Consider the following 23,272-nt stretch of genomic DNA (forward strand, 5'->3'; position numbering starts at 1 on the left):
CGCGCACAAGGCGCAAGTCAACAGACGGGGCGCGGTGCGCGGCGCGCGAGCTGGCGGGCGAGCCGGCGAGCGGGAGGACGCGCATCAGAAGAGGCCCTTGGGAGCGGGCGCCGAAGCCAGGATGCCGGGCTTCGCGACGATCGTGAGCTGCTGCACCTCGGCCGGCGTCAGCTCGGGCAGGCGCTCGGCGAGGTCGAGGAAGCGCTCGATCTCGGCCGCGTCGAGCACGGGCTCGGCGAGGATCCGGAACTTGCGCACGTAGTCGGCACGGGCGAACGGCCGGGCGCCGAGCGGGTGCGCGTCGGCGACGGCGATCTCGTCCTCAATCACGGTGCCGTCGGTCAGGGTGATGACGACGCGGCCGCCGAAGGCCTTCTCGTTCGGGTCGTCCGAGTGGTAGCGGCGCGTCCACTCGGCGTCCTCGGCCGTCGTGACCTTGTGCCACAGCGCCACGGTGTCCTCGCGGCCCGCGCGCTCGGGAGCGTACGAGTCGACGTGGTGCCAGCCGCCGTCCTGCAGTGCGACGGCGAAGATGTACGGGATCGAGTGGTCGAGCGTCTCGCGCGACGCCGTCGGGTCGTACTTCTGCGGGTCGTTCGCGCCCGAGCCGATGACGTAGTGCGTGTGGTGCGACGTGTGCAGCACGATCGACTCGACGTTCGCCGGGTCGGTCGCCTCGGGGTGCGCGCCGTTCAGCTTGCGCGCGAGGTCGATCCACGCCTGCGCCTGGTACTCGGCCGAGTGCTCCTTCGTGTACGAATCGAGGATGCCGCGCTTGGCCTCGCCCGCAGCGGGCAGCGGCACGTCGTACGACGCGTCGGGTCCGTCGAGCATCCACGCGACGACACCGTCTTCGCCTTCGTAGATGGGCGACGGCGAGGTCTCGCCGCGCATCGCGCGGTCGACCGCCTCGACGGCGAGCTTGCCGGCGAACGCGGGGGCGTGGGCCTTCCACGTCGAGATCTCGCCCTTGCGCGACTGGCGGGTCGCCGTCGTCGTGTGGAGGGCCTGGCCGACGGCCTGGTAGATCGTCTCGACGTCGAGGCCGAGGAGCGTGCCGATGCCGGCGGCGGCCGACGGGCCGAGGTGGGCGACATGGTCGATCTTGTGCTTGTGCAGGCAGATGGCACGCACGAGGTCGATCTGGATCTCGTAGCCGGTCGCGAGGCCGCGCACGAGAGCGGCGCCGTCGGAGCCGACGTGCTGGGCGACGGCGACGATCGGCGGGATGTTGTCGCCGGGGTGCGAGTAGTCGGCCGCGAGGAAGGTGTCGTGGTAGTCGAGTTCGCGCACGGCCACACCGTTGGCCCACGCCGCCCACTCGGGCGACGTGCGACGCTCGAGCGAGCAGCCGAAGATGGTCGCCCCGTCGCCCGAGACCGACACGGCGTGGTCGAGCGCCTGCTGGCGGGCCGCGCTCACGGGGCGGCGCGTGAGCGACGCGGCGGCGACCGCGGCGTTGTCGATGACGCGGTTGATGATCATGTCGACGACGTCGGCGTCGACCTCGACGGGGTCGGTGGCGACCTCGGCGATGTGCCAGGCCAGCTGGTCTTCGCGCGCGAGGTTCTCTTCGCTGCGGTGGACGCGGAGGTGGTGGGTGACGGTCATGATGTGCCTTTCGGGAACGCGATGCTCAGGCCGATTCGGCGACCGCGATGACGGGTATCCCCGCGGTCGTCGTGCCGATCGAGGCATCGAGGATGGTCGCGAGCGCATTGTGCAGGTGCACGTGCGTCGCATGCGCAGCGAGTTCGGCGTCGCCCGACGCGATGGCCGAGGCGATCAGGCGGTGCTCTTCGACGGATGCCGCGAGCCTCGCCGGGTTGTCCCGCGCAAGCCGTCGGACGCGCACGAGGTGGGTGCGGATCGTCCGGAGCGCGGAGGTCAGATAGTCGTTGGCGACCGAGGCGTCCAGCGTCTCGTCGAAACGGCGGATGAGCGCGTAATACGCGTCGCGGCCGTCCTCTGCGCGCAGGCTCGCGTGCGAGAACTCATCGGCGAGGGCGGCGAAGGCGGCGGCATCCCCCCGTCTCGCGGCGAGACGGGCGGCGGTCTCTTCCAGCGCGCGGCGGACCTCGAAGAGTTCGAGGATGTCGTCGGCGTCGATGTCGGTCACGACCGTGACGCGGGGCGACTGCTGCGCGACGAGCCCGTCGGCGGCGAGGCGCCCCAGCGCTTCGCGCAGCGGCGTGCGGCTGACACCGAGACGTGCAGCCTGATCGACCTCGCCGAGCACGGTGCCGGGGGCGAGCACGCCCGACTGGATCTCGTCGAGAAGGGTTGCGTACGCGCGGTCACTGGCTCGCATCGTCGCCCCCTTTCCTTCCGCCAGTGTATACAAACGGCACCCGGAAGACCAGTTGAGCCCCTCGCGCCGCGCAGAGCGTATACAAAAGCTCAGGATGCCGCGGCGCCGGCGGCCGCGTGGCGGGGGCGCACGAAGAGGTTCACCGCCGCGACACCCACTCCGCACACCGCGAGGAGGATCCACAGTTCCGAGCCGCTGCGCTCGAAGTGCGGTGCGAGGTCTCCCGCAGCCGAGCCCAGCACGATGCCCACGAGGGCGATGCCCAGCAGCTGTCCGAACTGCTTTCCCGTCGAGAAGAGGGCCGACGCGAGCCCCGCCTCGGCCTCGGGGAGGGCCGACAGTGCCGAGACGCTCAACGGATCGCCCAGCAGGCCGTAGCCCGCGCCGAACGCAACCGACGCCGCGATGAGCGTCGGAAGCGACCCCGAGCCCAGGGCGATGCCGAGCGCGCCGAGCGCGAGCAGGCACCCGGCCAGCACGAGGTCGAAGCGGCTGCGCCCTCGATCGACGATCCACCCCGACACGATCGCGGCGATGAGCGCGGCGCCGGCCAGCGGCAGCATCGTGAACGCCGCGTCGACCGGCGACAGCCCGCGCACGGACTGCAGGTACAGCGGCAGCGCGAAGAACATCGCCCCCGCCGTGGCGAAGCCGAGGAGCGCGCTGGCCGATGCCGCCACGAAGGGCACGTTGGCGAAGAGGGCGGGCGGGATGATCGGGTTCGCGGCACGTCGCACGTGCAGCACGAGCGCCACGAGGGCGATCATCGCGACAGCGCCCGCGCCGACGACGATCGCGCTCCCCCACCCCTGCCGCGGACCCTCGATGAGCGCGACCGACACGGCGACGAGGAGCGTCGAGACGAGCACCTGTCCGACGACGTCGAAGCGACCCGGGGCGGTCGCGCGCGACTCGGCGAGCGTCGTGACGATGAGCACGGCCGCGACGGCGCACAGTCCGACCGACAGCCAGAAGACGGCACGCCAGCCCGCCGCGCCGACGATGACGCCGCCGAGCGCGGGACCGGCGACGAGGGCGACCGTGCCGACGCCGGCCCACCACGCGACGGCGGCGCCCCGCGCCTTGCGGTCGGTGTAGATCCCCGACGCCGCGGCCAGTCCCGCCGCCGACAGCGCCGCCGCTCCGACCGCCTGCACGACGCGCCCCGCGATGAGCATCAGGGCGTCGCCGCTCAGTGCGCACAGGATCGACCCCGCCGCGAGAACGGCGGCTCCCGCGAGCAGCGTCCGCCGGCGGCCCACCCGATCCGACAGCGATCCGAGTGCCGTGAGCAGCCCGGCGAGCGTCACGATGTAGGCGCTCACAACCCACTGCAGCGTCGTGAGTCCGACCGAGAAGTCGTGCTGGATGGCCGGCAGTGCACTGTTGACGATGGAGCCGTTGAGGTTCAGGACGAACTGCACGAGGCAGCATCCGATCAGCGCGATTCGGGAACGCGTCGCGGATGCCGGCATGTCGGCCGCCTCTCTGTCTCGTCGGCGTTCAGCCTAGAGCCCGCGTGCCGGAGGCGCCGCGAGGGCCGGGTAGCCTTGCCCGAGTGACCGACGCATCCCGCTACATCGTGGCCACCGACGGCGCCTGCAAGGGCAACCCCGGCCCCGCCGGCTGGGCGTGGGTCGGCGAGGACGGCCACTGGGCCGCCGGCTCGTTGCCGGTCGGCACGAACAACATCGGCGAGCTCTTGGGCCTGCTCAAGGCCATCGAGGATCATCGCGACGTCGCGAACCTCGTCGTGCAGGCCGACTCCCGCTACGCGATCGACACCTACTCGACCTGGATGGACGGGCACCGTCGCCGCGGCTGGAAGACGTCTAGCGGGGCTCCGACGAAGAACGTCGACCTGCTCGAGCGGCTCATCGTGGCGCGTGATGCGCGCCGCACGGCGGGCCTGCCCGACGTCGTCCTCGAGCACGTGCGCGGCCACTCCGGTCACGTGCTCAACGCGTGGGCCGACGAGCGCGCCGTGCGCGCGTCGGAGCACGCGGCGAAGGGCGTCACGAGCGAGTGGTCCTCGCTCGGCGCGCAGGAGCGCATCGACGTCTCGGCGGCGCCGAAGAACGGCCGCTGAGCCGCTACTTCAGGAGGGCGTCGAGCTCGTCGTCGAGCTGCTCGGCGGTCGCGCCGCCGGGCCACATGCGCACGATGCCGCCCGTCGAGTCGAGCACGGCCGTCACGGGCGGCTCGACGACGGCGTAGCGGTGGAAGAGCTGACCGTCCGCGTCCATGACGACGGGGACGTCGTCGGCATTGTCGCGCAGGAACTGCTGCAGCGCCTCGTCGTCCTTGTCGGACGACACGAAGACGACGTGCACGTCATCGCCGAGATCCGCGGCCGTCTCGGTGAGCAGCTCCGCCTGGCCGACGCACTGCGTGCACCAGCTCGCCATGAACTGCACGAGGGTGACTCGGCCCGTGAACAGGTCGGCGGAGTCGATTTCGGTGCCGTCGGCGAGGGCGGCCGTGAACGACGGTGCGGGAACCGCCTCGGGGGCCGTCGCCTGCGACGAGCCGGTGCCCGCCGGGAGCGCGTCGGCGCCGCCGAGCGTCGAGGTCGAGGTGCAGCCCGTCAGGGCGAGCGCGAGCGCCGCCCCGGCGGCGAGGAATGTCAGTCGCCGCTTCATGGCGTGCCCTTCGTGGCGGGTTCGGGAATGAGGATCGTGGGGATGCCCTCGGCCTCGGGGCGGTAGGTGAACGAGCCGTGTGCCTTGTCGCCGATCACGACATCGTAGGTCTCATCGCCGGCCAGATCGCCCGCATCGAGCGTGAAGACGCAGATCGTGGGGATGCGGGGAGTCTGCTCGAAGTCGATGTCGCTCGCCTCGCTCGCAGTGCCGGGCGCGAGCGTGGCTCGGAACGCCTCGTTGCCCGCGGCATCCGTCAGCACGACCTCTGCACCCGCGTGGATGTGCCGGTAGGGGGCCGTTCCGGCGCAATCGTCGCCGACGGCCCGCAGCGAGCCGTCGCCGACGGCGACCTGCAGCGGCCGGTCAGGGTCGCCGGAGCCGCCGGAGCATGCTGCCAGCAGCGGGAGCACCATGAGCGCCCCCACGATCGCGGCCGTCGTTCGCCTCATCACCATCGTTCCTTCGTGCCTCGGTCCTTCAGGATGTCATCGGATCCACGCGGAGAGGCCGCACCCGCGGGCACGGCCTCTCGCGTGAAACGGTTTACTCGAAGAGCGACAGCGTCATCACCGAGGTGTAGCTGCCGGTGGCGGCAGCAGACGCGGCGACCTTGAGGGTCAGGTCGGCGGTGGCCGACCATGCGCCCTGGTCGTAGGTCTCGCCCTGGTCGGTGTTGACGTAGAGCAGTTCGGCGTCGACGAGTCCCACGTCACCGTCGAGCACGCCATCGACGTCCCCACCGGGCTGGACGACACCATCGGTGTCACCGGTGACCTGAGGCGACCAGCCGAGGTGCTCCGAGCCGATCGTGTTCGTGCCGGAGGTGAACGCGCTGGCGGTGCCGAGCACGAACCACTCGGCGTCGGGCACGACGGCGCGGGTGTCGGTGACGGTCACGGTGGGCAGGGTGCCGGTGAACTCGCGGACCAGCGGGTCGCCCGAATCCTGCTCGGTGAGCGAGGTCTCGTTCGCGGCGACGCTCATGGCGAGCACGCCCGAGGGGTAGCGGTCGGTGACCTCGACGTTGATGTTCACCGAGCCGTCATCGACGACCTCGTCAGCGGTGGCCACAGCAGCACCGGCCGAAGCCAGCAGCAGCGTGCCGAAAGCCATCGCGCCCACACGGGTGGCAGTCATCTTCTTCATTGCGGATTGTTTCCTCTTCTTTGAGCGGAATTCCGACCCTCGGGTGAGGGCCGGCTTCTTCGGATAGAGATCTGTTCCCGCGTTCGGCTATCGCGCCGAGCGCGGGTACCGCTCCGGGGTGGGGTGCGATCGCACCCCACCCCGAAGACGGCTAGCGGGTTATCAGCCCGCCGGGTACGCGGCGTACGGAGCCGTCGCCGTCTTGACGACGATCTGACCATCGAAGTCGAGGGTCGAGGTGACCGTCGCCTCTCCGGCCGGCACCGAGGCCAGGCGCGAGTTCACCGAGACCGACACCGTCTTGCCGGGCGCGACGTTGGTGAACGTCTTGCTGCCGTAAGCAGTGGTGATCTCGATGTCCGCAGGCACCGTCGCGTTGTTCGTCGCCGACACCGACAGGTAGACCTTGCCCGCGAGCGTGCGAGCGGTCGTCTCTGCCGTCACGGCTTCACCGATGGTGAAGGCGTAGTTCTTCGTCTCGGAGATGTTCCCCGCGATGTCGTGCGCGTTGTAACGGAGCGTGTAGGCGCCGTCGGGCAGGCTCACGGTCGACGTGTGCGTCGCCGAGGTGGCGCCGTCCACGTTCGTCTGCGTGCCCTTGACGATCCGACCGTCCTGGTAGACGTTCGCGACGATCGTCTTGAGGCCCGTGTCATCGGTCGCCTCGAGCTCGATGACGAGCTCGTCGTGCGGGCCGACGTACGACGGCGAGACGAGGTTCGTCTCGGGACGCTGCGTGTCGATGACGCACTCGACGGTCGACGTCGCGGCCGAGTTGTTCTCGGACGTGGCCGTGATCGAGATGCGAGCACCCTGCGTGCCTGCACCGTCGCGGTAGGCGTAGACGGGCACATCGACCGTCTCGCCGGCCGTCGCCGTCACGATGGCGCTCGGGGTGTGGACGTTCCAGCCCTCACCCGCGACCGTCGTCGAGATGCGGTAGATGTCGCTGTTGGCAGCGGCATCCTCGACAGCGGCGCCCGTGTTCGTCAGCGGAACGACGCACTGCGCGATCTGACCCTGCTCGACGGCTTCCTTACCCGCCGTGAGCGCCGGCTGAGCGAGGCTCACGCCACGCTGCTGCGGACCGGCGTTGCCGATCGAGCGGACGGCCACGTCGTACTCGAGGAGGCCGTCTTCGTCGCGACGCATCTCTTCGATGTAGAAGTGCAGGCCGTTGTACTCGTCGACGTACTCGTACTCCGAACCGGAGTTGACCCCGGCGTGGAAGAGGGCGTCGTTCAGCTGGCGCTGGTCACCGCGCGTGATCGGAATCGGCGTGCCGTCACCACGGATGTAGTCGAGCGTGTCGATGTCCTGCGGGTTGGCGTCGATCGTCCAGAGGAACGGGTTGCGGTCGGCGACCTTGGTCTTCGAGATCATGACGCCGGCGTCGGGCTGGTACGAGTCCGTGCCCATGCGGTCGATGACTTCGAGCGTGTAGTGGTTGAAGCCACCACCGTCGCAGTCCCACTGCGCGCGGCGCGTGCAGGTGCCGTTGGACTTGTCGCCACCGTCGAGCGCGAGGTTGATGCCCGTGAGGCGACCCTCGTGCGTGACGGCACGCGTCAGCAGGTTGGCCGTGATCGAGCCCTTGGCGGCGATCTCGGTCGTCGAGGTCTGCAGCACGTTGTCCTCGCCGATGATGCCGAGGTTCAGACGGTTGCGCAGCGCGACGCCGGCGGGGCCGGATCCACCCTGCACCGAGGGGATGTTCCACCGCGTGTGCGTGCCACCGGGGCCGTTGAACGAACCGCGGGCCATGATGTCGAACGGACCGGACGTGTCGCGGAGCGGGCCGCCGTCTGCAGCGTCCGTGCCGTACGGGTTTCCGTAGTTGTCCGAGATCTCGAGGATGTGCGCGAACTCGTGCGCGAACGTTCCCATGCCCGACGACTCAGCCTGCGTCGAGTTGCCGGCGCGCGTCGCGGTCGGGAAGTTGGCGTTCGGCCAGTGGCTGATCGCTGCCTTCCACGACGTCCACGGGATGTAGCGCGTCTTGGCCCAGTTGGCCATGTTGTTGCCGTTCTGGTCCGGCGCGAAGCCGTTCTCGTCACGCGGCGGGCCGAATGCGTCCGGCACGTCCTCGGGAGCGGCGAACATCATCTGACCGAACTCTTCCCACGTCGACGACTCGTCCTGGCCGGCCGTGATGTAGAAGACCTGGTCGAACTGCGTCAGCGGGTCGGCGATCTCGAGGTCGGCAGCCCACAGACGGTTCGCGTCGGTGCGGATGACCTTGTTACACGTGTCTCCCTGCGGGCAGAACGCCGCATTCGGACGGTTGAAGCTGTCGTTCAGACCGTACTCGTGGATCTTGCCGGGCATCTCGTAGGGGCCGAAGGCCTCCATCTGCACGCTCAGACGACCGCCGGACTGCTCCATCCAGTAGTCGTTGAGCGTCTGGCCGTTGTTGAGCTCGCTCGGCGTGTTCAGCAGGTCGAGGTAGAACTGCGGCACGTCCTCGCGAGCGACGGGCTCGAAGCCGGCCGTCGGGTTCTTGAACGCGTCGGATTCCGGCTCCTGCGTCACGACGAAGGGCTGGTTCGGGAAGTCGAGCAGGACGATGGCACCGTTGAAGGTCTGCTGGCTGCCTTCGGTGTCGTTCGCCCAGTCGGTGTTGGGCACGGGGACGTAGTCCGCGTGCGTCATATCGTCCATGTTGACCCAGTTCTGCGGGTCGACCGGCTCGAGCACCGACGGGTCGATGATCGGGTCGGCGGGCGCTGCAGTGGCCGCCTGACCGGCGATGGCACCGGTCATGACGACACTCAGGGCAGCCGTGGCGGCAAGCCCTGTGCGCCAGCTGCGCGAACGCATTCGGCGTGGTGATGTCAAGAGATCACTCCTCTGATTCTTGTTGCATGCGCCTCGGCACCCGTGGGCAGCGTTACCCCCAGCAAGGCACACACCTGTGACTTGTAGCATGTCACGCACTCATAGCGCGTGGGGATCGGGAAAAGTGGCCTGTACTCTTCGGAAAGAGTGATGAGTGCGGGCGATGCCCGCGAATTCCGCGTCGTTACGCGGCAGACCGGCATTTACCCCCCCTTGTTCTGAGCGGGTGTCCGGAGAGGGCGATGTTACGGTTCCGCATACGTCCGAAACCGCGAGAAATCGCTGTGATAGGACTGATACGTCACACAGCGCGAGGCTGCTTCTGTGGTCTCGTCATTCAGCGCTGAACCCTTGCAGACAGGAGAAGCATGGCTACCGCTACGACTACTGGTCGTCGCATCGTCATCGGTCTCGGTGGAGCGGCGGCATTCGCCCTCGTTCTCGCCGGATGTGCCGGTGGCTCGACGTCCGACGGCACCGACGAGGGCACCACGGGCGGTGAGGCCATCATCATCGGTACGACCGAGCAGGTGACGGCCCTCGACCCCGCGAACGCCTACGACAACGGGTCCTTCACGGTCATGAACCAGATCTACCCGTTCCTCATGAACTCCGTCCCCGGCGACGCCGAGGTCAAGCCCGACATCGCAGAGTCGGCCGAGTTCACGGCGCCGAACGAGTACACGGTCACCCTCAAGGAGGGCCTGACCTTCGCCAACGGCAACGAGCTGACGTCGTCCGACGTCAAGTTCTCGTTCGACCGCCAGCTGGCGATCGCATCCGAGACCGGCCCGTCGTACCTGCTGGGCGCGCTCGAGTCGGTCGAGGCTCCGGATGACCTGACGGTCGTCTTCACGCTGACGTCCGAGAACGACCAGACCTGGCCCCAGGTGCTCTCGAGCCCCGCCGGCCCGATCGTCGACGAAGAGGTCTTCCCGGCCGACGAGGCACTGTCGGACGACGACATCGTCGCGGCGCAGCCCTTCGCCGGTCAGTACGTCATCGAGAGCTACGACTTCAACAACCTGATCTCGTACAAGGCGAACGACAGCTACGACGGCCTCCTGGGCGCACCGCTCACCTCCGAGGTCAACGTCAAGTACTACACCGACGCGTCGAACCTCAAGCTCGACGTCCAGGAAGGCAACATCGACGTCGCGAACCGCACGCTGTCGGCTACCGACATCGATGACCTCCGCGGCAACGACAACGTCAAGGTCGTCGACGGCCCCGGTGGAGAGATCCGCTACCTCGTGTTCAACTTCAACACGATGCCCTACGGCGCCACGACGCCCGAGGCTGACCCGGCGAAGGCTCTCGCCGTCCGTCAGGCCATCGCCGACGTGATCGACCGCGAGGCCATCGCCGAGCAGGTCTACAAGGGCACGGTCGAGCCCCTGTACTCGTACCTGCCCGAGGGTGTTCCCGGCGCCACCGTGTCGCTGCGCGACGCGTACGGCGACGGCAACGGTGGACCCGACGTCGACAAGGCCACGGCAGCCCTCGAGGCCGCCGGTGTCGCGACGCCCGTCGAGCTCAACATCCAGTACGTCGCTGAGCGCTACGGCCCCTCGTCGGGTGACGAGTACGCCGTCATCAAGGACAGCCTGGACTCGAGCGGTCTGTTCACGACGAACATCCAGTCCACCGAGTGGGTCACCTACTCGAAGGACCGCGTCGCGGACGCGTACCCGATCTACCAGCTCGGCTGGTTCCCGGACTACGCCGACTCGGACAACTACCTGACGCCGTTCTTCGCGACGGACAACTTCCTCGCGAACCACTACTCCAACGCCGAGGTCGACGCACTGCTCAAGCAGCAGGGCTCGACGGTCGACACCGACGAGCGCGTCGCGCTCATCGAGGAGATCCAGGGAGTCGTCGCGGGCGACCTGTCCACGCTCCCGTACATCGCGTTCAGCCAGAACGCGGTCACGGGCACGGACGTCTCGGGCGTCGAGAACACGCTCGACCCGACGTTCAAGTTCCGCTACGGCGTCATCACCAAGGGCTGATCGCTCCGCGTTCAGTCTGAGAGGAGGTGGTCCGACCACGTCGGACCACCTCCTCATTTTCTTGCCAGCCCCATCCGACCCGAGGATCCGACCCCATGACCACGACGGCAACCCCGCAAGAGGCGCCGGCGTCTCCACGGAGCACACGCCAGAAGAAGACTCGTTCCTCCGGTGGCAGCCTGTGGCGCTACATCCTGATCCGCTTCCTGCTGATCTTCCCCACGATCTTCATCCTCGTCACCCTCGTCTTCGTGCTCATGCGCACGACCGGTGACCCCATCACCGCAGCTCAGGGCGGACGCCTCCCCCCGGACAAACTCGCTGAACTCATCGCGGCCGCCGGCTACGACCGTCCGCTGTGGCAGCAGTACGTCGACTACCTCGCTCAGCTGCTGCGTTTCGATCTCGGAACGACGCTGACCACGAACCGCCCCGTCGCCGAGGTTCTCATCACCTACGGTCCCGCGACGTTCGAACTCGTCTTCTTCTCCGTCATCGTGGCCCTGATCGTCGGCATCCCGCTCGGCGCGGTCGCTGCCTACTACCGTGACCGAGGCCAGGACGCCATCCTGCGCGTATCGGCGATCCTCTTCTACGCCACCCCCGTCTTCTTCTCCGGTCTCCTGCTCAAGCTCGTCTTCGCCGTGTGGCTGAAGTGGCTCCCGGTCGCCGGCCGGGCCTCCACGGGGGCGGAGCTGCAGATGATGCGCCTGGACAACTCCTCGGGCTTCTACACGATCGACGCCTTCCGCACCGGCAACCCCGCCGTCATCATGGACGTGCTCTCGCACGCCGTGCTGCCGGCGATCGCCCTCGGTCTGCTCACGGCCGGCGTCTTCCTCCGCCTCGTGCGCACCAACATGATCGGCACGCTGTCCACCGACTACGTGGATGCTGCCCGCTCGCGCGGCGTGAGCGAGTTCCGCCTCGTACGCAAACATGCCTTCCGGCCGGCGCTCATCCCGATCATCACCGTCATCGGCATGCAGATCGCGCTCCTGCTGGGTGGCGCCGTCCTCACCGAGACGACGTTCGAGTGGAAGGGGCTCGGGTTCATGCTCGCCCAGTTCCTCCAGTCGCGTGACTTCGTCGCCGTGCAGGGCATCGTCGTGCTGCTCGCGGTGATCGTCGCCCTGACCAACTTCCTCGTCGACATCGTCGCGGCGATCATCGACCCGCGAGTGAGGTACTGACATGACGACCACCACCACCGTCACCCTCCCGCCCATCCAGAAGCAGTCGTGGCTGAGCCGGCTCCCCGTCGTGCACCAGCTGCGGCAGTCGGTCGGACTGCAGCGCGGCATGCTCATCGCGGGCCTCGTCATCACGTTCGTCTTCATCCTGACGGCACTGCTGGCCCCGTACATCTCGCCGTTCAGCTTCAACCAGCGCCGCGGTGAAGACGGCGTCTTCGGTGCGCAGCAGCCGCCGTCCGGCGAACACCTGCTCGGAACGACCGTCGGCGGCTACGACGTGCTGTCGCGCGTCATCTGGGGTGCCCAGACCGCGCTCCTGGTGATCGTCGTCGCCGTCGCACTGTCGATCTTCGTCGGCGTGCTCCTCGGGCTCGTCTCCGGCTACCTCGGCGGCTGGGTCGACCGCGTCCTGGTCGTCGTCTGCGACGCCATCTACGCGTTCCCCTCGCTCCTGCTCGCCATCGTCATGTCGATCGTGATCTCCGGTGGGCAGTCCAGCCTCATCGGCGGCGTGCTGGCGGCGGCGATCTCGATCACGGTCGTCTTCATCCCGCAGTACTTCAGGGTCATCCGCGCAGAAACCGTCCGGATCAAGGCCGAGGCGTACGTCGAGTCGGCCAAGATGCTCGGGGCTTCGAACCGTCGCATCATGTTCCGTCACGTCCTGCGCAACGCGACCCGCACGCTGCCGCTGATCATCACGCTGAACTCGTCCGAGGCGATCCTGACCCTCGCGGGCCTCGGCTTCCTCGGCTTCGGCATCGAGCCGACGGCGGCCTCGGAGTGGGGATACGACCTCAACAAGGCGATGTCCGACGTCACGAGCGGCATCTGGTGGACGGCCCTCTTCCCGGGTCTTGCCATCGTGCTCGTCGTCCTCGGCATCACGCTGGTCGGTGAGAGCCTCAACGACCTGGCCGACCCGCGTCTGCGCGGACGCCGCCGCGTCGCGAAGGCCGCCGGCCTCGTCGCCGAGACCTCGGTCGTCCCCGGTGGCGAGCTGACCGCGGGCCCCGGTGGACTCAAGGGCCTGGAAGACGGCGAATCGTTCGAAAACCACGGAATCGGAGAACGCTCGTGAGCAACAGCGTCGTCGACATCACCAACCTGGGCGTCTCGTTCGCCACGGACTCCGGTGCCGTCAAGGCCGTCAACGACGTCTCGCTGACGGTCGAGCGCGGCGAAGTCGTCGCCATCGTCGGCGAGTCGGGCTCGGGCAAGTCGGTCACGGCCAAGACGATCCTGGGGCTGCTGCCCGAGACGGCGACGGCTCACGGCACCGTCGTGCTCACGAGCAAGGACGGGTCGTCGAACACCGAGATCCTCGGCGCCGACAAGCAGACGCTGCGCAGCGTCCGCGGCACCGATGTGGCGATGGTCTTCCAGGAGCCCTCGACCGCACTCAACCCGGTCTACACGGTGGGATGGCAGATCATCGAGGGCCTCCGCGCGCACACGCGCATGAGCTCGAAGGAAGCGCGCCGTCAGGCGATCGACATCCTGCGCCGCGTCGGCATCCCCGATCCCGACACCCGCGTCGACTACTACCCGCACCAGTTCTCGGGCGGACAGAAGCAGCGCGTCGTGATCGCGATGGCGCTCGTGCTCGACCCCGGCCTCATCGTCGCCGACGAGCCCACGACGGCGCTCGATGTGACCGTGCAGGCGGAGATCCTCGATCTGCTGCGTCGCTGCCGCGACGAGTTCAACACGGGGATCGTGCTCATCACGCACAACATGGGCGTCGTCGCCGACCTCGCCGATCGCGTCGTGGTGATGTACCAGGGCGACGTCGTCGAGCAGGCCACGGTCCACGAGCTGTTCACGGCGCCGAAGGCCGACTACACCAAGAAGCTCCTGGCCGCCGTCCCCCGCATCCGTCCCGCCGAGGTCAGCGAGCGCGAGCGCTTCGTGCCCGACCCTGCCGCCGAACCGGTCGTCGTGGCCGAGGACATGCGGATCGAATTCCCCGGACGCATGGGCAAGCCCCCGTTCGTCGCCGTGGACGGCATCTCGTTCGAGATCCGTCCCGGTGAGGTGCTCGGCCTCGTCGGCGAATCGGGCTCGGGCAAGACGACGACCGGTCGCGCGATCGGCGGGCTCACCAAGATCACGGGCGGCTCGCTCAAGGTGCTCGGCACCGAGATGTACCGTGTCCGCGAGCGGACGTTCAAACCGCTGCGCAGCCGGATCGGGTTCGTCTTCCAGGACCCGGCGTCCAGCTTCAACCCGCTGCTGACGATCGCGGAGTGCGTCGCCGAGCCGCTCGTCATCCACGGCCGCGCACGCAACCCCGAGGCCGCGCGGGCACGTGTGGACGAACTCCTCGAGGCCGTGCAGCTGCCGCGTTCGTACGGCGACCGCTACCCGCACGAGCTGTCCGGAGGACAGCGTCAGCGTGCGAGCCTGGCCCGCGGACTCGCGCTCGAGCCCGAGCTGCTGATCGCCGACGAGCCGACCTCGGCCCTGGACGTGTCGGTGCAGGCCCGCGTGCTGGACCTGTTCACCGAGCTGCAGCGGGAGTACAAGTTCGCGGCGCTGTTCATCAGCCACGACCTCGCCGTCGTCGACCTGCTCGCCGATCGCATCGGGGTGCTCCACCGCGGCAAGCTCGTCGACGTGGGACCGAACGCGCAGATCCTGCACGCACCGAAGGCTGCCTACACGCAGCGACTGCTGGCATCCCTTCCCGTTCCCGACCCCGACGAGCAGCGCGAGCGCCGCGAACTGCTCGCCTCGCTCACGTCGTCCTAGCGCGACGCGAAGCCCCCGGCACCGTGAGGTGGCCGGGGGCTTCGCCGTTGACGGGACGGATGCCGCGGCATCCGGATCGTCACGCTTCAGCGGGCGTCGCCGCAGCGATCGTCTGGTCCTCCTCGGTCGCGACGAGCTGCCCGCAGGCGCCGTCGATCTCTTTGCCGCGGGTGTCGCGCAGCGTCGTGGGGATGCCCTTCGCCTCGAGACGGCGGACGAACTCCTCTTGCGCGGCGCGGGTCGACGAGGTCCACACCGAGCCGGGCGTCGGGTTCAGCGGAATCGGGTTGACGTGCACCCAGCCGCGGCCGCGCTCGTTGAGCTTGTCGCCGAGCAGGTCGGCGCGCCAGCCGTGGTCGTTCATGTCCTTGATGAGGGCGTACTCGATCGACACCCGGCGTCCGGTCCGGTCGAAGTAGGCGCGGGCGGCGTCGAGGGCTTCGTCGACCTTCCAGCGCGAGTTCACCGGGATGAGCTCGTCGCGCAGCTCATCGTCGGGCGCGTGCAGCGACAGCGCGAACGTCACGGGGATGTTCTCGTCGGCGAGCTTGCGGATGGCCGGCACGAGGCCGACGGTCGAGATCGTGATGCCGCGCGCACTCATGCCCAGGCCGTGCTTCTTGTCGACCATGACGCGCACGGCCTGCATGACGCGTGCGTAGTTGGCGAGGGGCTCGCCCATGCCCATGAAGACGATGTTGGTGACCCGCTCGTCGGCGTGCTCGCGCGGGCCGAGGCGGCCGTCTCGGATGAGCCGGTTCGCGCGGATGATCTGCTCGATGATCTCGGCGGCGGACATGTTGCGGGTGAGCCCGGCCTGACCCGTCGCGCAGAAGGGGCAGTTCATGCCGCAGCCGGCCTGGCTCGACACGCACAGCGTGATGCGGCCCGGATAGCGCATGAGCACCGACTCGACGAGCGCGCCGTCATGCAGCTTCCACAGGAACTTGACCGTGTCGCCGCGGTCGGTCTGCAGGCGCCGCACTTCGGTGAGCAGCGGGGGCAGCATCCCGTGCACGAGCTCTTCGCGACCGGATGCCGGCAGGTCGGTCATCTCGGCGGGGTCGTGCGTGCCGTGGGTGAAATAGTGCTTCTCGAGCTGCTTGGCGCGGAAGCCGGGCAGGCCGAGCTCGACGACCTTCTCGACGCGCTGCTCGGGAGTGAGGTCGGCGAGGTGCACGGGCGGCTTGCCGCGCTTCGGAGAGGCGAACTGCAGCAGGGGCCGGCCCGCGGCATCCTTCTTCTGCGTCCACCCCTCGGTGCGCGGTCGCACCTGCGTCGTGTCGCGCGGTGTCGTCGAGCGCACGGGGGTGTCCCGCGGGGTCGTCGAGCGCACGGGGGGCTGAGTCGTCATCCCTCGAGCGTAGGCGACGCACCTGGACGCCCGTCGACCGCCGTCGGTCGCCGCCGGTCGTCGCCGGTCCCCCTCGGCCGCCGTCGATTGACCTCGAGACTGCAACGGCGGGCCGAGACTGCGGGTAGACCCCACGGTCTCGGCCCGCCGTTGCAGTCTCGCGGTAAGAAGGGATGCGGGGTGGGCGGGGGAGAATGGGGGCGTGACCCCTCACCGCACCGGCCGCATCGTGTTCATCGACGTCGACGGGACGATCATCGACCACGACGAATACGTCGCTCCGTCGACCGTCGCCGCGATCCGCGGCGCCCGCGAGGCCGGACACCTCGTCTACCTGTGCACCGGACGCGCGCGCGGCGACCTGCACCCCGCCGTCCGGGCGATCGGCTTCGACGGCGCGATCACCAACGGCGGCGCGACGGCCCACGTCGCCGACGAGCAGATCGTGTCACGGCTCATGCCCGCGGCATCCGTCTCGCGGCTCGTCGGGTCGTTCGAGGCACGCGGCATCCACTACTTCCTGCAGACCGACGACGAGGTGTTCGCGAGCCCCGGCATGCTGGCGCTCGTGCGCGAACGCGTGCGCGCGGCGCGCGCCGCCGCCGTCGAAGGGCCCGAGGACTCGCTCGCCGGCATCGGGCACCGCACCTACCGCGACGTCTCCGATGCGCCTCGCGACACCGTCGCCAAGGCCGTGTTCGTGAGCCTCGCCGACGACGCCGTCGAGGTGCTCGACCGCGAGCTGGGCGACGAGTTCCATGTCGTGAACGGCAGCATGCCGCTGCCGGGCGGCACGAGCGGCGAGATCTGCATGCTCGGCACGAACAAGGGATCGGCGATCGAGCTCGTGCTCGAGCACCTCGGACTCGAAGCGAGCGACGCGGTGGGCGTGGGCGACAGCTGGAACGACGTCGAGATGTTCGAGGTGTGCGGCACGGCGGTCGCGATGGGCAACGCCGAACCGACCCTCAAGGCGCTCGCCGACCACGTCACGACGACCGTGCGCGACAACGGCGTATGGAACGCCTTTCGCGTGCTCGACCTGGTCGGCTGAGCGGCCGAACTCACCGAACCCGACCATCCCCGTCGAACCGCACGTCGACGACGTCGGGTTCGACGCGATCGGTACGGTTCGCCGGCGAGCGGGCGGCTACAGGAAGATGTCGGGGAAGAGCGCCGAATCGGGCGTGCCCGGCACGGCGGCGTAGCCCGAGAAGTCCGTCACCCCGGCCGCCTCGAGCACGTCCTCGACGATGAGCGTCTGGCCCGTGTACGAGCGGGCGGGCTGCAGCATGACCTCGAACGCCGCGTCGGCGTAGATCTCGGGGGTGCGGCTGACCCGCATCATCTCGTCGCCGCCGAGCGCGAACTGCACGGCCGCCGTCGCGATCGTCGTGCGCGGCCACAGCGTGTTCGCCGCGATGCCGAACTCGGCGAACTCCGCCGCGATGCCCAGCGTCGCCATCGTCATGCCGTACTTCGCGAGCGTGTAGCCCGTGTGCGCACCGAGCCACTGCGGCGTGAGGTTCAGCGGCGGCGAGAGCGAGATGATGTGCGGGTTCGCGGCCTCCTTCAGGATCGGCACCGCTGCCCGCGAGAGCATGAAGGTGCCGCGCACGTTGACGTCCTGCATGAGGTCGTACTTCTTCGCCGACAGGTCGAGCGATCGCGACAGGTCGATGACGGAGGCGTTGTTGACCACGATGTCGATGCCGCCGAACTCGCCCTGCGTCGTGAACACGGCCTCGGTGACGTCACCGTCGTTGCGCACGTCGCCGACGATCGGCAGCGCCTGCCCGCCGGCCGCACGGATCGCCTCGGCCGCCGTGTGCACGGTGCCCTCGAGCTTCGGATGCGGCGTGTCGGTCTTCGCCATGAGCGCGATGTTCGCGCCCTCACGCGCCGCACGCAGCGCGATCGCGAGCCCGATGCCGCGGCTGCCGCCCGACATCAGGATCGTCTTTCCGGCGAGTCGTCCGCCCTCGGGGGCGGCGGGCGTGGGGGTCATGGGGTCTCCTTCGACGAGGTCTTGGGCCGTGATCGCGCCGCGAACGCCGCGACACGGGCCTGCGCTTCGGCGGTGTCCAGCGCCGCACCGATCGTGCGGGCCTCTTCGGCGAGCTGCTCGGCGACGGTGCGGCCGGGCTGCGAGCGGATCAGGCGCTTCGCCTCGCCGTACGCGCCCGCGGCGCCCGCGAGCCAGAACCGCGCGATCTCCTCGGCCCGCGCCCCGACGCGTTCGGGGTCGACGACCTCGGCCACGAGGCCCCACTCGAGCGCCTCCTGCGCCGTCAGCAGCCGGTCCTGCAGCACGAGCTGCAGCGCCCGCCGCTCGCCGACAGCGCGCGCGAGCTTCGTCGTGACGGACAGGTCGGGCGTCAGGCCGATGTTGGCATACAGGCTGCCGAGCTTCGAGTCGGCGCCCACGACCGCGTAGTCGCTCGTCAGCAGGATCCCCAGGCCCCCGCCCGCCGTCGTGCCCTGCGCCGCGGCGACGACGGGAACCGAGGATTCGAGAAGAGCCAGGATGCCGCGATTGATGACGCCCGCGAGCTCGACGATGTCTGCGCCGGCGTACGCGTCCTGCGCCATCGCGAGCACGTCGCCGCCCGCGCAGAAGGCGCGTCCGGCCGCGTCGAGCAGGATCGCTCCGACATCGGAGCGCGACGTCGCCTCGGTCGTGGCATCCACCCACGCGTGCGCCATATCGGCGTCGAAGGCGTTCAGCCGGTCGGGGCGGTTCAGGGTGATCCGCGCGAGGCCCTCGTCGACCCGCAGCAGGACGCCGCTCACTTGGGCGCCATCCGGATCGCCCCGTCGAGGCGGATCGTCTCACCGTTGAGGTACTCGTTGTCGACGATCGCCATCACCAGGCGCGCGTACTCGTCGGGGCGCCCGAGTCGCGACGGGTACGGAACCTGCTGACCGAGGGAGTCCTGTGCGGCCTGGGGCAGGCCCAGCAGCATCGGCGTCTCCATGATGCCGGGCGCGATCGTCACGACGCGGATGCCGTGGCGGGCGAGCTCGCGTGCGATCGGCAGCGTCATGGCGTGCACGCCGCCCTTGGATGCGGCGTATCCCGGCTGACCGATCTGCCCGTCGAACGCCGCGACGGAGGCCGTGTTGACGATGACGCCGCGATCGCCCTCGTCGGTCGGCTCGGTGCGAGCGATCGCGGCCGAGGCCTGCGCGATGACGTTGTACGTGCCGACGAGGTTGACGCGCACGATCTTCTCGAAGGCGTCCAGTCCCGTCGGGTTGCCCTCGCGGTCGAGCACCTTCGCCGGCGGCGCGATGCCGGCGCAGTTGACGACGACGCGCAGCGGACCGGCCGCCGACGCGGTCTCGACGGCGGCGGCGACCTGCTCGGGCGAGGTGACGTCGGCGGCCGCGAACGACCCTTCGAGCTCGGCCGCGATGTCGGCTCCGGCCGACCCGGGAAGGTCGACGATCGTGACGGCAGCCCCCTCGGCCGCGAGCCGACGGGCCGTGGCCAGACCCAATCCGCTGGCACCGCCGGTCACGAGTGCCGAAGCTCCGGTCAGATTCATGTGCTCTCCTTCGAACCGATTGCGGCCTGCGCCGCGACGTCGCGTCCAGCATATGGGCGACGCCGTGCCCTCTCTCCGCGAAAGGTGTTGGATGGGGGCATGCAGCTGCAGCTCAAGCGGATCTACGACGACGCGGAACCCGGCGACGGCTTCCGCGTGCTCGTGGACCGGCTGTGGCCGCGCGGCGTCTCGAAGGAGCGCGCGGCGCTGGACGAGTGGGCGAAGGATGTCGCGCCCTCCGCCGCCCTGCGCGAGGCGTTCCACCACGGCGGCCTGCCGTGGGAGGACTTCGTGTCGGCCTACCGCACCGAGCTCGCCGGAAACCCCGCCGTCCGCGCGCTGCGGGCGGAGCTGGCGCAGCATCCCGTGTGCACGCTGCTGTTCGGAGCCCACGACCCGCAGTACAACCAGGCCGTCATCCTGCGCGAGGTTCTCCTCGCCGAGTGATCACGACGGGCCGAGGATGAAGTTCCACGTGCCCGCCCACAGCGCCGCGCCGATCGCGATGAGGACGATCGCGAGACCAATGCCCATGAGCGCCCATTCGCGCGCCCCGAAGCGGGATTCGCGCGCCCACGTGCGCCGTGTCGGCGCCCCGAACCCGCGGGCCTCCATCGCCGTCGCGAGCTTCGTGCCCCGGCGGATCGAGAGCACGAGCAGCGCGAAGGCCATGCCGAGGAAGCGCCGGATGCGGCCGCGATCGGCGACGCCGCGGGCCCGGCGGGCGAGCTCGAGCGCCCGCCAGTCGTCGAGGAAGAGCCCGACCATCCGCAGGCCCGCGAGCGCTCCGAGCACGAACCGGGCGGGGAGCCGCGCGATCTGCGCGAGCCCGTCGGCGAGATCGGTGGGGTCGACCGTGACGAACAGCACGACCGACGGCAGCGCGATCGCCAGCACGCGCAGCAGCGTCGCGAGGGCGAGTTCGAGCGAGCCGTCGCTGATCCGCACGACGAACCACTCGACGTAGATCTCACCCGACGTCTCGCCGTAGAGCGCGATCGTGACGGCCGTGAGGGGCGCGGCGAGCCAGACGGGCCACGTCCGCATCCAGAACTCCCGCCAGCGCAGCCCCGCGAAGGGCAGCAGCAGGCACTCGAGCAGCAGCGCGACCGCCGCCGAGACGGGGTCGAGCGTCAGCACGAGCGGGATCGCGATGAGCGCGCTCGCGCCGAGCTTCGCGACGGGGTTGATGCGGGCGACGGCGCCCGTGCGCGCGTGCGTATCGAGCAGGGTCATGGCAGCGACCCTGCGGCATCCGGATCGGGGCGCGGCATCCGGAACTGCTCGGCGCGCAGCGCCTCGACGACATCGAGATCGTGCGTGATCGTGACGATCGCCGAGCCCTCGTCGCGGAGCCGCGCCAGCAGCGCCACGAGCTCGGCCCACGTGCGGGCATCCTGACCGAATGTGGGCTCGTCGAGCACGAGCACGCGCGGCGCCGTCGCGAGCGCCGCTGCGACCGTGAGCCGTCGCTTCTCGCCGCCGGACAGTGTGTACGGATTCGCCCCCGCGAGCCGGACCAGGCGCAGCCGCTCGAGCAGCTCGTCGACGCGGCGGGAGATCTCGTCCTCGGGCAGGCGCAGCGCTCGCGGTCCGATCTCGAGCTCGCCGCGCACGGTGCGTCCGAGCAGCTGGTGCTCGGGGTCCTGGAAGACGGTGCCGATGCGGGTCAGCAGCTGCCGCGACGCCCAGCCGATCGGCGAGTCGCCCGCGCCGTCAGCGAGCAGCGGGTGCGCCCGCAGGGATCCGGATGCCGGTGGCAGCAGGCCCGCGAGCGTGAGGCCGAGCGTGGACTTCCCCGCGCCGTTGGGGCCCGTCACGGCCAGGGCCGCGCCGGCGCGCACGTCGACCTCCAGGCCCGTCGCGACGGCGCGTCCGCGGACGCGCTCGACGGCGAGGTCGCGCGCTTCGAGCAGCACGGCACCGGCGGGGCGCGGCGGCGCGGGCGGGTGCGCGGGCGGATGCCCGGGAACCCACACGCCGCCTGCCGCGAGCTCGACGGCGCGACCGCGCAGCACGTCGTCGACGGGTCCGTCGGCCACGACGCCGCCCGCACCCAGCACGATGACGCGGGTCACCAGCGGCAGCCACACCTGGACGCGGTGCTCGACGACGACGAGGGTCGCGTCGTGCGCGTCGAGCATCGCGGCGACGGCGGTGCGCACTTCTCCGACCCCGTCGGGGTCGAGGTTGGCCGTGGGCTCGTCGAGCAGCACGAGCCCGGGCCGCATCGCGAGCGCACCGGCGAGCGCGAGGCGCTGCTTCTGGCCGCCGGACAGCTGCTTCGTCGGCCGGTCGAGTGGCACATCGAGGCCGACGGCGTCGAGCGAGCTCGCGACGCGCCGCCAGATCTCCTCGCGCGGGATGCCGAGGTTCTCGCAGCCGAACGCGACGTCGTCGCCGACGCGGGCGAGGATCACCTGCGAGTCGGGGTCCTGCAGCACGAGGCCCGCCCGGCCTCGTGCTGCCGCGGCCGGCACGCCGTCGATGAGCAGCTCGCCCTCGGACTCGCCCTCCTCCTCGCCGCCGAGCACGCCCGCCAGGCCGTGCAGGAGCGTCGACTTGCCCGATCCCGACGCTCCGAGCAGCAGCACGCGCTCGCCGGGCTCGATGCGGAAGGTCGCCTCGCGCACGGCCCAGGCGTGACGCGACGCGTGGCGCCACCCCCACCCGCGCGCCTCGAGGACGGCGGGGCCGGAGACGGTGCTCATCACGGCTAGACGCGCACGCGTGCCGCGCGCCCCGACGCGAACCGGTCGAGCGCCCCCGTCGCGGCGAGCCCGCGGGCGAGCACCCACGACAGGGCGCCCGCGATCACGGCACCCGAGAGGAGCGTGCTGATCATGTAGATGACCGTGAAGGTCACATCTGCTCCGGGGTACCACAGGAGCAGGTTGTTGATCCCGCCGGTCAGCGCCGCACCCGCGCCCGCCAGCACGGCGATGGGGAACGACCAGCGCTTGTAGAGGAAGAGCAGGAAGATCAGCTCGGCGCCGAGGCCCTGCACGAGACCGGCCTCGATCGTGAGGAACCCGCCCCACGTGTTGCCGACGAGCGCCGAGACGACGGCGGCGAGCGTCTCGGTGTAGATCGCGGCGCCGGGCTTTCGGATGATGAGCGCGCCCAGCACGCCGGCGAAGAGCCAGGGGCCGTCGAGCAGGCCCTGGATGCCCGGCGCGAGCGGTTCGAGCAGCGTCTTGGGCCCGAGATAGCCGATGTTCCACAGCAGGAAGATGAGTCCCGACGCGACGCCGATGACGCTCGCGACGACGATGTCGACGACTCTCCAGCGCAGCCTGCGGACGTTCGTGGACCGGGTGGATGCGGACGTGACGGTGTGCATCGGATGCTCCTCCCTGCGCCGGCATGATCCGGATCAGGTTCGACGGTCGAAGCGTGGGTCGCTTCCTCTCAGCCCGGCTCACCGGACTCCCGTGGTTGTGCCGATGAGTATAGCCGCCC

General features: G+C 69.8%; 21 protein-coding genes and 1 riboswitch. Of the genes, 7 read left to right on the forward strand and 14 right to left on the reverse strand.

Annotated elements, in window-relative coordinates; translation table 11 throughout:
• Positions 1 to 84: 84 nt before the first annotated feature.
• The 3 genes from ACWICD_RS11445 to ACWICD_RS11455 all read right to left on the reverse strand — a co-directional run bounded on the left by ACWICD_RS11445 (position 85) and on the right by ACWICD_RS11455 (position 3,786).
• Positions 85 to 1,611, reverse strand: coding sequence for an MmgE/PrpD family protein (locus tag ACWICD_RS11445; RefSeq protein WP_454140235.1), 1,527 nt, complete (start codon positions 1,609 to 1,611; stop codon positions 85 to 87).
• Between the two features lie 25 nt (positions 1,612 to 1,636).
• Entirely contained in the window at positions 1,637 to 2,311 is a 675-nt protein-coding gene (locus tag ACWICD_RS11450; RefSeq protein WP_376129139.1) for a GntR family transcriptional regulator, read from the reverse strand.
• Between the two features lie 89 nt (positions 2,312 to 2,400).
• Positions 2,401 to 3,786, reverse strand: a complete 1,386-nt coding sequence (locus ACWICD_RS11455) for an MFS transporter (RefSeq protein ID WP_376129141.1) — start codon at positions 3,784 to 3,786, stop codon at positions 2,401 to 2,403.
• A gap of 83 nt (positions 3,787 to 3,869) precedes the next feature.
• Between ACWICD_RS11455 and ACWICD_RS11460 the strand changes: the two genes are divergently transcribed.
• Positions 3,870 to 4,400, forward strand: a complete 531-nt coding sequence (locus tag ACWICD_RS11460) for a ribonuclease H family protein (RefSeq protein ID WP_376129143.1) — start codon at positions 3,870 to 3,872, stop codon at positions 4,398 to 4,400.
• A 4-nt stretch (positions 4,401 to 4,404) separates the two neighbouring features.
• On the opposite strand, the gene ACWICD_RS11465 is transcribed toward ACWICD_RS11460, so the two are convergent.
• From ACWICD_RS11465 to ACWICD_RS11480, 4 genes are all read right to left on the reverse strand, one after another.
• Entirely contained in the window at positions 4,405 to 4,953 is a 549-nt protein-coding gene (locus ACWICD_RS11465; protein WP_376129144.1) for a TlpA family protein disulfide reductase, read from the reverse strand.
• Positions 4,950 to 5,405, reverse strand: a complete 456-nt coding sequence (locus ACWICD_RS11470) for a hypothetical protein (RefSeq protein ID WP_376129146.1) — start codon at positions 5,403 to 5,405, stop codon at positions 4,950 to 4,952. Before ACWICD_RS11470 ends, ACWICD_RS11465 begins: the two co-directional genes overlap by 4 nt.
• Positions 5,406 to 5,499: 94 nt before the next feature.
• Positions 5,500 to 6,102 (reverse strand): hypothetical protein, encoded by a 603-nt coding sequence (locus tag ACWICD_RS11475; protein ID WP_454140236.1) that lies wholly within the window; start codon positions 6,100 to 6,102, stop codon positions 5,500 to 5,502.
• A gap of 162 nt (positions 6,103 to 6,264) precedes the next feature.
• On the reverse strand, positions 6,265 to 8,865 hold the full coding sequence (locus ACWICD_RS11480) for a M6 family metalloprotease domain-containing protein (protein ID WP_454140237.1): 2,601 nt from the start codon (positions 8,863 to 8,865) through the stop codon (positions 6,265 to 6,267).
• Between the two features lie 443 nt (positions 8,866 to 9,308).
• On the opposite strand from ACWICD_RS11480, the gene ACWICD_RS11485 reads away from it, so the two are divergent.
• The 4 genes from ACWICD_RS11485 (at position 9,309) to ACWICD_RS11500 (ending at position 14,905) form a co-directional block, all read left to right on the forward strand.
• Positions 9,309 to 10,955 (forward strand): ABC transporter substrate-binding protein, encoded by a 1,647-nt coding sequence (locus ACWICD_RS11485; protein ID WP_376131300.1) that lies wholly within the window; start codon positions 9,309 to 9,311, stop codon positions 10,953 to 10,955.
• Between the two features lie 95 nt (positions 10,956 to 11,050).
• The gene (locus ACWICD_RS11490) at positions 11,051 to 12,148 is read left to right on the forward strand and encodes an ABC transporter permease (RefSeq protein ID WP_454140238.1); all 1,098 of its coding nucleotides are present in this window, start codon (positions 11,051 to 11,053) and stop codon (positions 12,146 to 12,148) included.
• A gap of 1 nt (position 12,149) precedes the next feature.
• A complete protein-coding gene (locus tag ACWICD_RS11495) occupies positions 12,150 to 13,232 on the forward strand; it encodes an ABC transporter permease (protein WP_376131294.1) in 1,083 nt (360 codons plus the stop codon).
• Complete coding sequence (locus tag ACWICD_RS11500; RefSeq protein ID WP_454140239.1) at positions 13,229 to 14,905, forward strand: ABC transporter ATP-binding protein; 1,677 nt, start codon at positions 13,229 to 13,231, stop codon at positions 14,903 to 14,905. The genes ACWICD_RS11495 and ACWICD_RS11500 overlap by 4 nt, the downstream gene beginning before the upstream one ends.
• Before the next feature lie 79 nt (positions 14,906 to 14,984).
• Here ACWICD_RS11500 and rlmN read toward each other — a convergent pair whose 3' ends face one another.
• Positions 14,985 to 16,259, reverse strand: a complete 1,275-nt coding sequence (gene rlmN / locus ACWICD_RS11505; protein WP_376131288.1) for a 23S rRNA (adenine(2503)-C(2))-methyltransferase RlmN — start codon at positions 16,257 to 16,259, stop codon at positions 14,985 to 14,987.
• A gap of 202 nt (positions 16,260 to 16,461) precedes the next feature.
• Here rlmN and ACWICD_RS11510 point away from each other — a divergent pair, with 202 nt between their 5' ends.
• On the forward strand, positions 16,462 to 17,313 hold the full coding sequence (locus ACWICD_RS11510; RefSeq protein ID WP_454140240.1) for a Cof-type HAD-IIB family hydrolase: 852 nt from the start codon (positions 16,462 to 16,464) through the stop codon (positions 17,311 to 17,313).
• 96 nt (positions 17,314 to 17,409) lie between these two features.
• Here the strand turns inward: ACWICD_RS11510 and ACWICD_RS11515 are convergent, their stop codons facing one another.
• Genes ACWICD_RS11515 through ACWICD_RS11525 form a run of 3 tightly spaced genes read right to left on the reverse strand, consistent with a single transcriptional unit; the run spans position 17,410 to position 19,810 of the window.
• Complete coding sequence (locus ACWICD_RS11515; RefSeq protein ID WP_454140241.1) at positions 17,410 to 18,267, reverse strand: SDR family oxidoreductase; 858 nt, start codon at positions 18,265 to 18,267, stop codon at positions 17,410 to 17,412.
• Entirely contained in the window at positions 18,264 to 19,052 is a 789-nt protein-coding gene (locus ACWICD_RS11520; protein ID WP_376126838.1) for an enoyl-CoA hydratase/isomerase family protein, read from the reverse strand. The genes ACWICD_RS11515 and ACWICD_RS11520 overlap by 4 nt, the downstream gene beginning before the upstream one ends.
• Positions 19,049 to 19,810 carry an SDR family NAD(P)-dependent oxidoreductase gene (locus ACWICD_RS11525; protein WP_454140242.1) on the reverse strand — a complete coding sequence of 254 codons (762 nt, stop codon included), beginning with the start codon at positions 19,808 to 19,810 and terminating at the stop codon, positions 19,049 to 19,051. The genes ACWICD_RS11520 and ACWICD_RS11525 overlap by 4 nt, the downstream gene beginning before the upstream one ends.
• Before the next feature lie 99 nt (positions 19,811 to 19,909).
• On the opposite strand from ACWICD_RS11525, the gene ACWICD_RS11530 reads away from it, so the two are divergent.
• On the forward strand, positions 19,910 to 20,257 hold the full coding sequence (locus tag ACWICD_RS11530) for a DUF488 domain-containing protein (RefSeq protein ID WP_376126842.1): 348 nt from the start codon (positions 19,910 to 19,912) through the stop codon (positions 20,255 to 20,257).
• On the opposite strand, the gene ACWICD_RS11535 is transcribed toward ACWICD_RS11530, so the two are convergent.
• The 3 genes from ACWICD_RS11535 to ACWICD_RS11545 form a co-directional block, all read right to left on the reverse strand.
• Entirely contained in the window at positions 20,258 to 21,046 is a 789-nt protein-coding gene (locus ACWICD_RS11535; protein ID WP_454140243.1) for an energy-coupling factor transporter transmembrane component T family protein, read from the reverse strand.
• A complete protein-coding gene (locus ACWICD_RS11540; RefSeq protein ID WP_454140244.1) occupies positions 21,043 to 22,521 on the reverse strand; it encodes an ABC transporter ATP-binding protein in 1,479 nt (492 codons plus the stop codon). The genes ACWICD_RS11535 and ACWICD_RS11540 overlap by 4 nt, the downstream gene beginning before the upstream one ends.
• A gap of 5 nt (positions 22,522 to 22,526) precedes the next feature.
• Entirely contained in the window at positions 22,527 to 23,153 is a 627-nt protein-coding gene (locus tag ACWICD_RS11545) for an ECF transporter S component (RefSeq protein WP_454140245.1), read from the reverse strand.
• A riboswitch (TPP riboswitch) is annotated at positions 23,147 to 23,256 on the reverse strand. (Overlaps the previous gene by 7 nt.)
• Between the last annotated feature and the right edge of the window lie 16 nt (positions 23,257 to 23,272).

Source organism: Microbacterium sp. NPDC055357 (assembly GCF_053644835.1).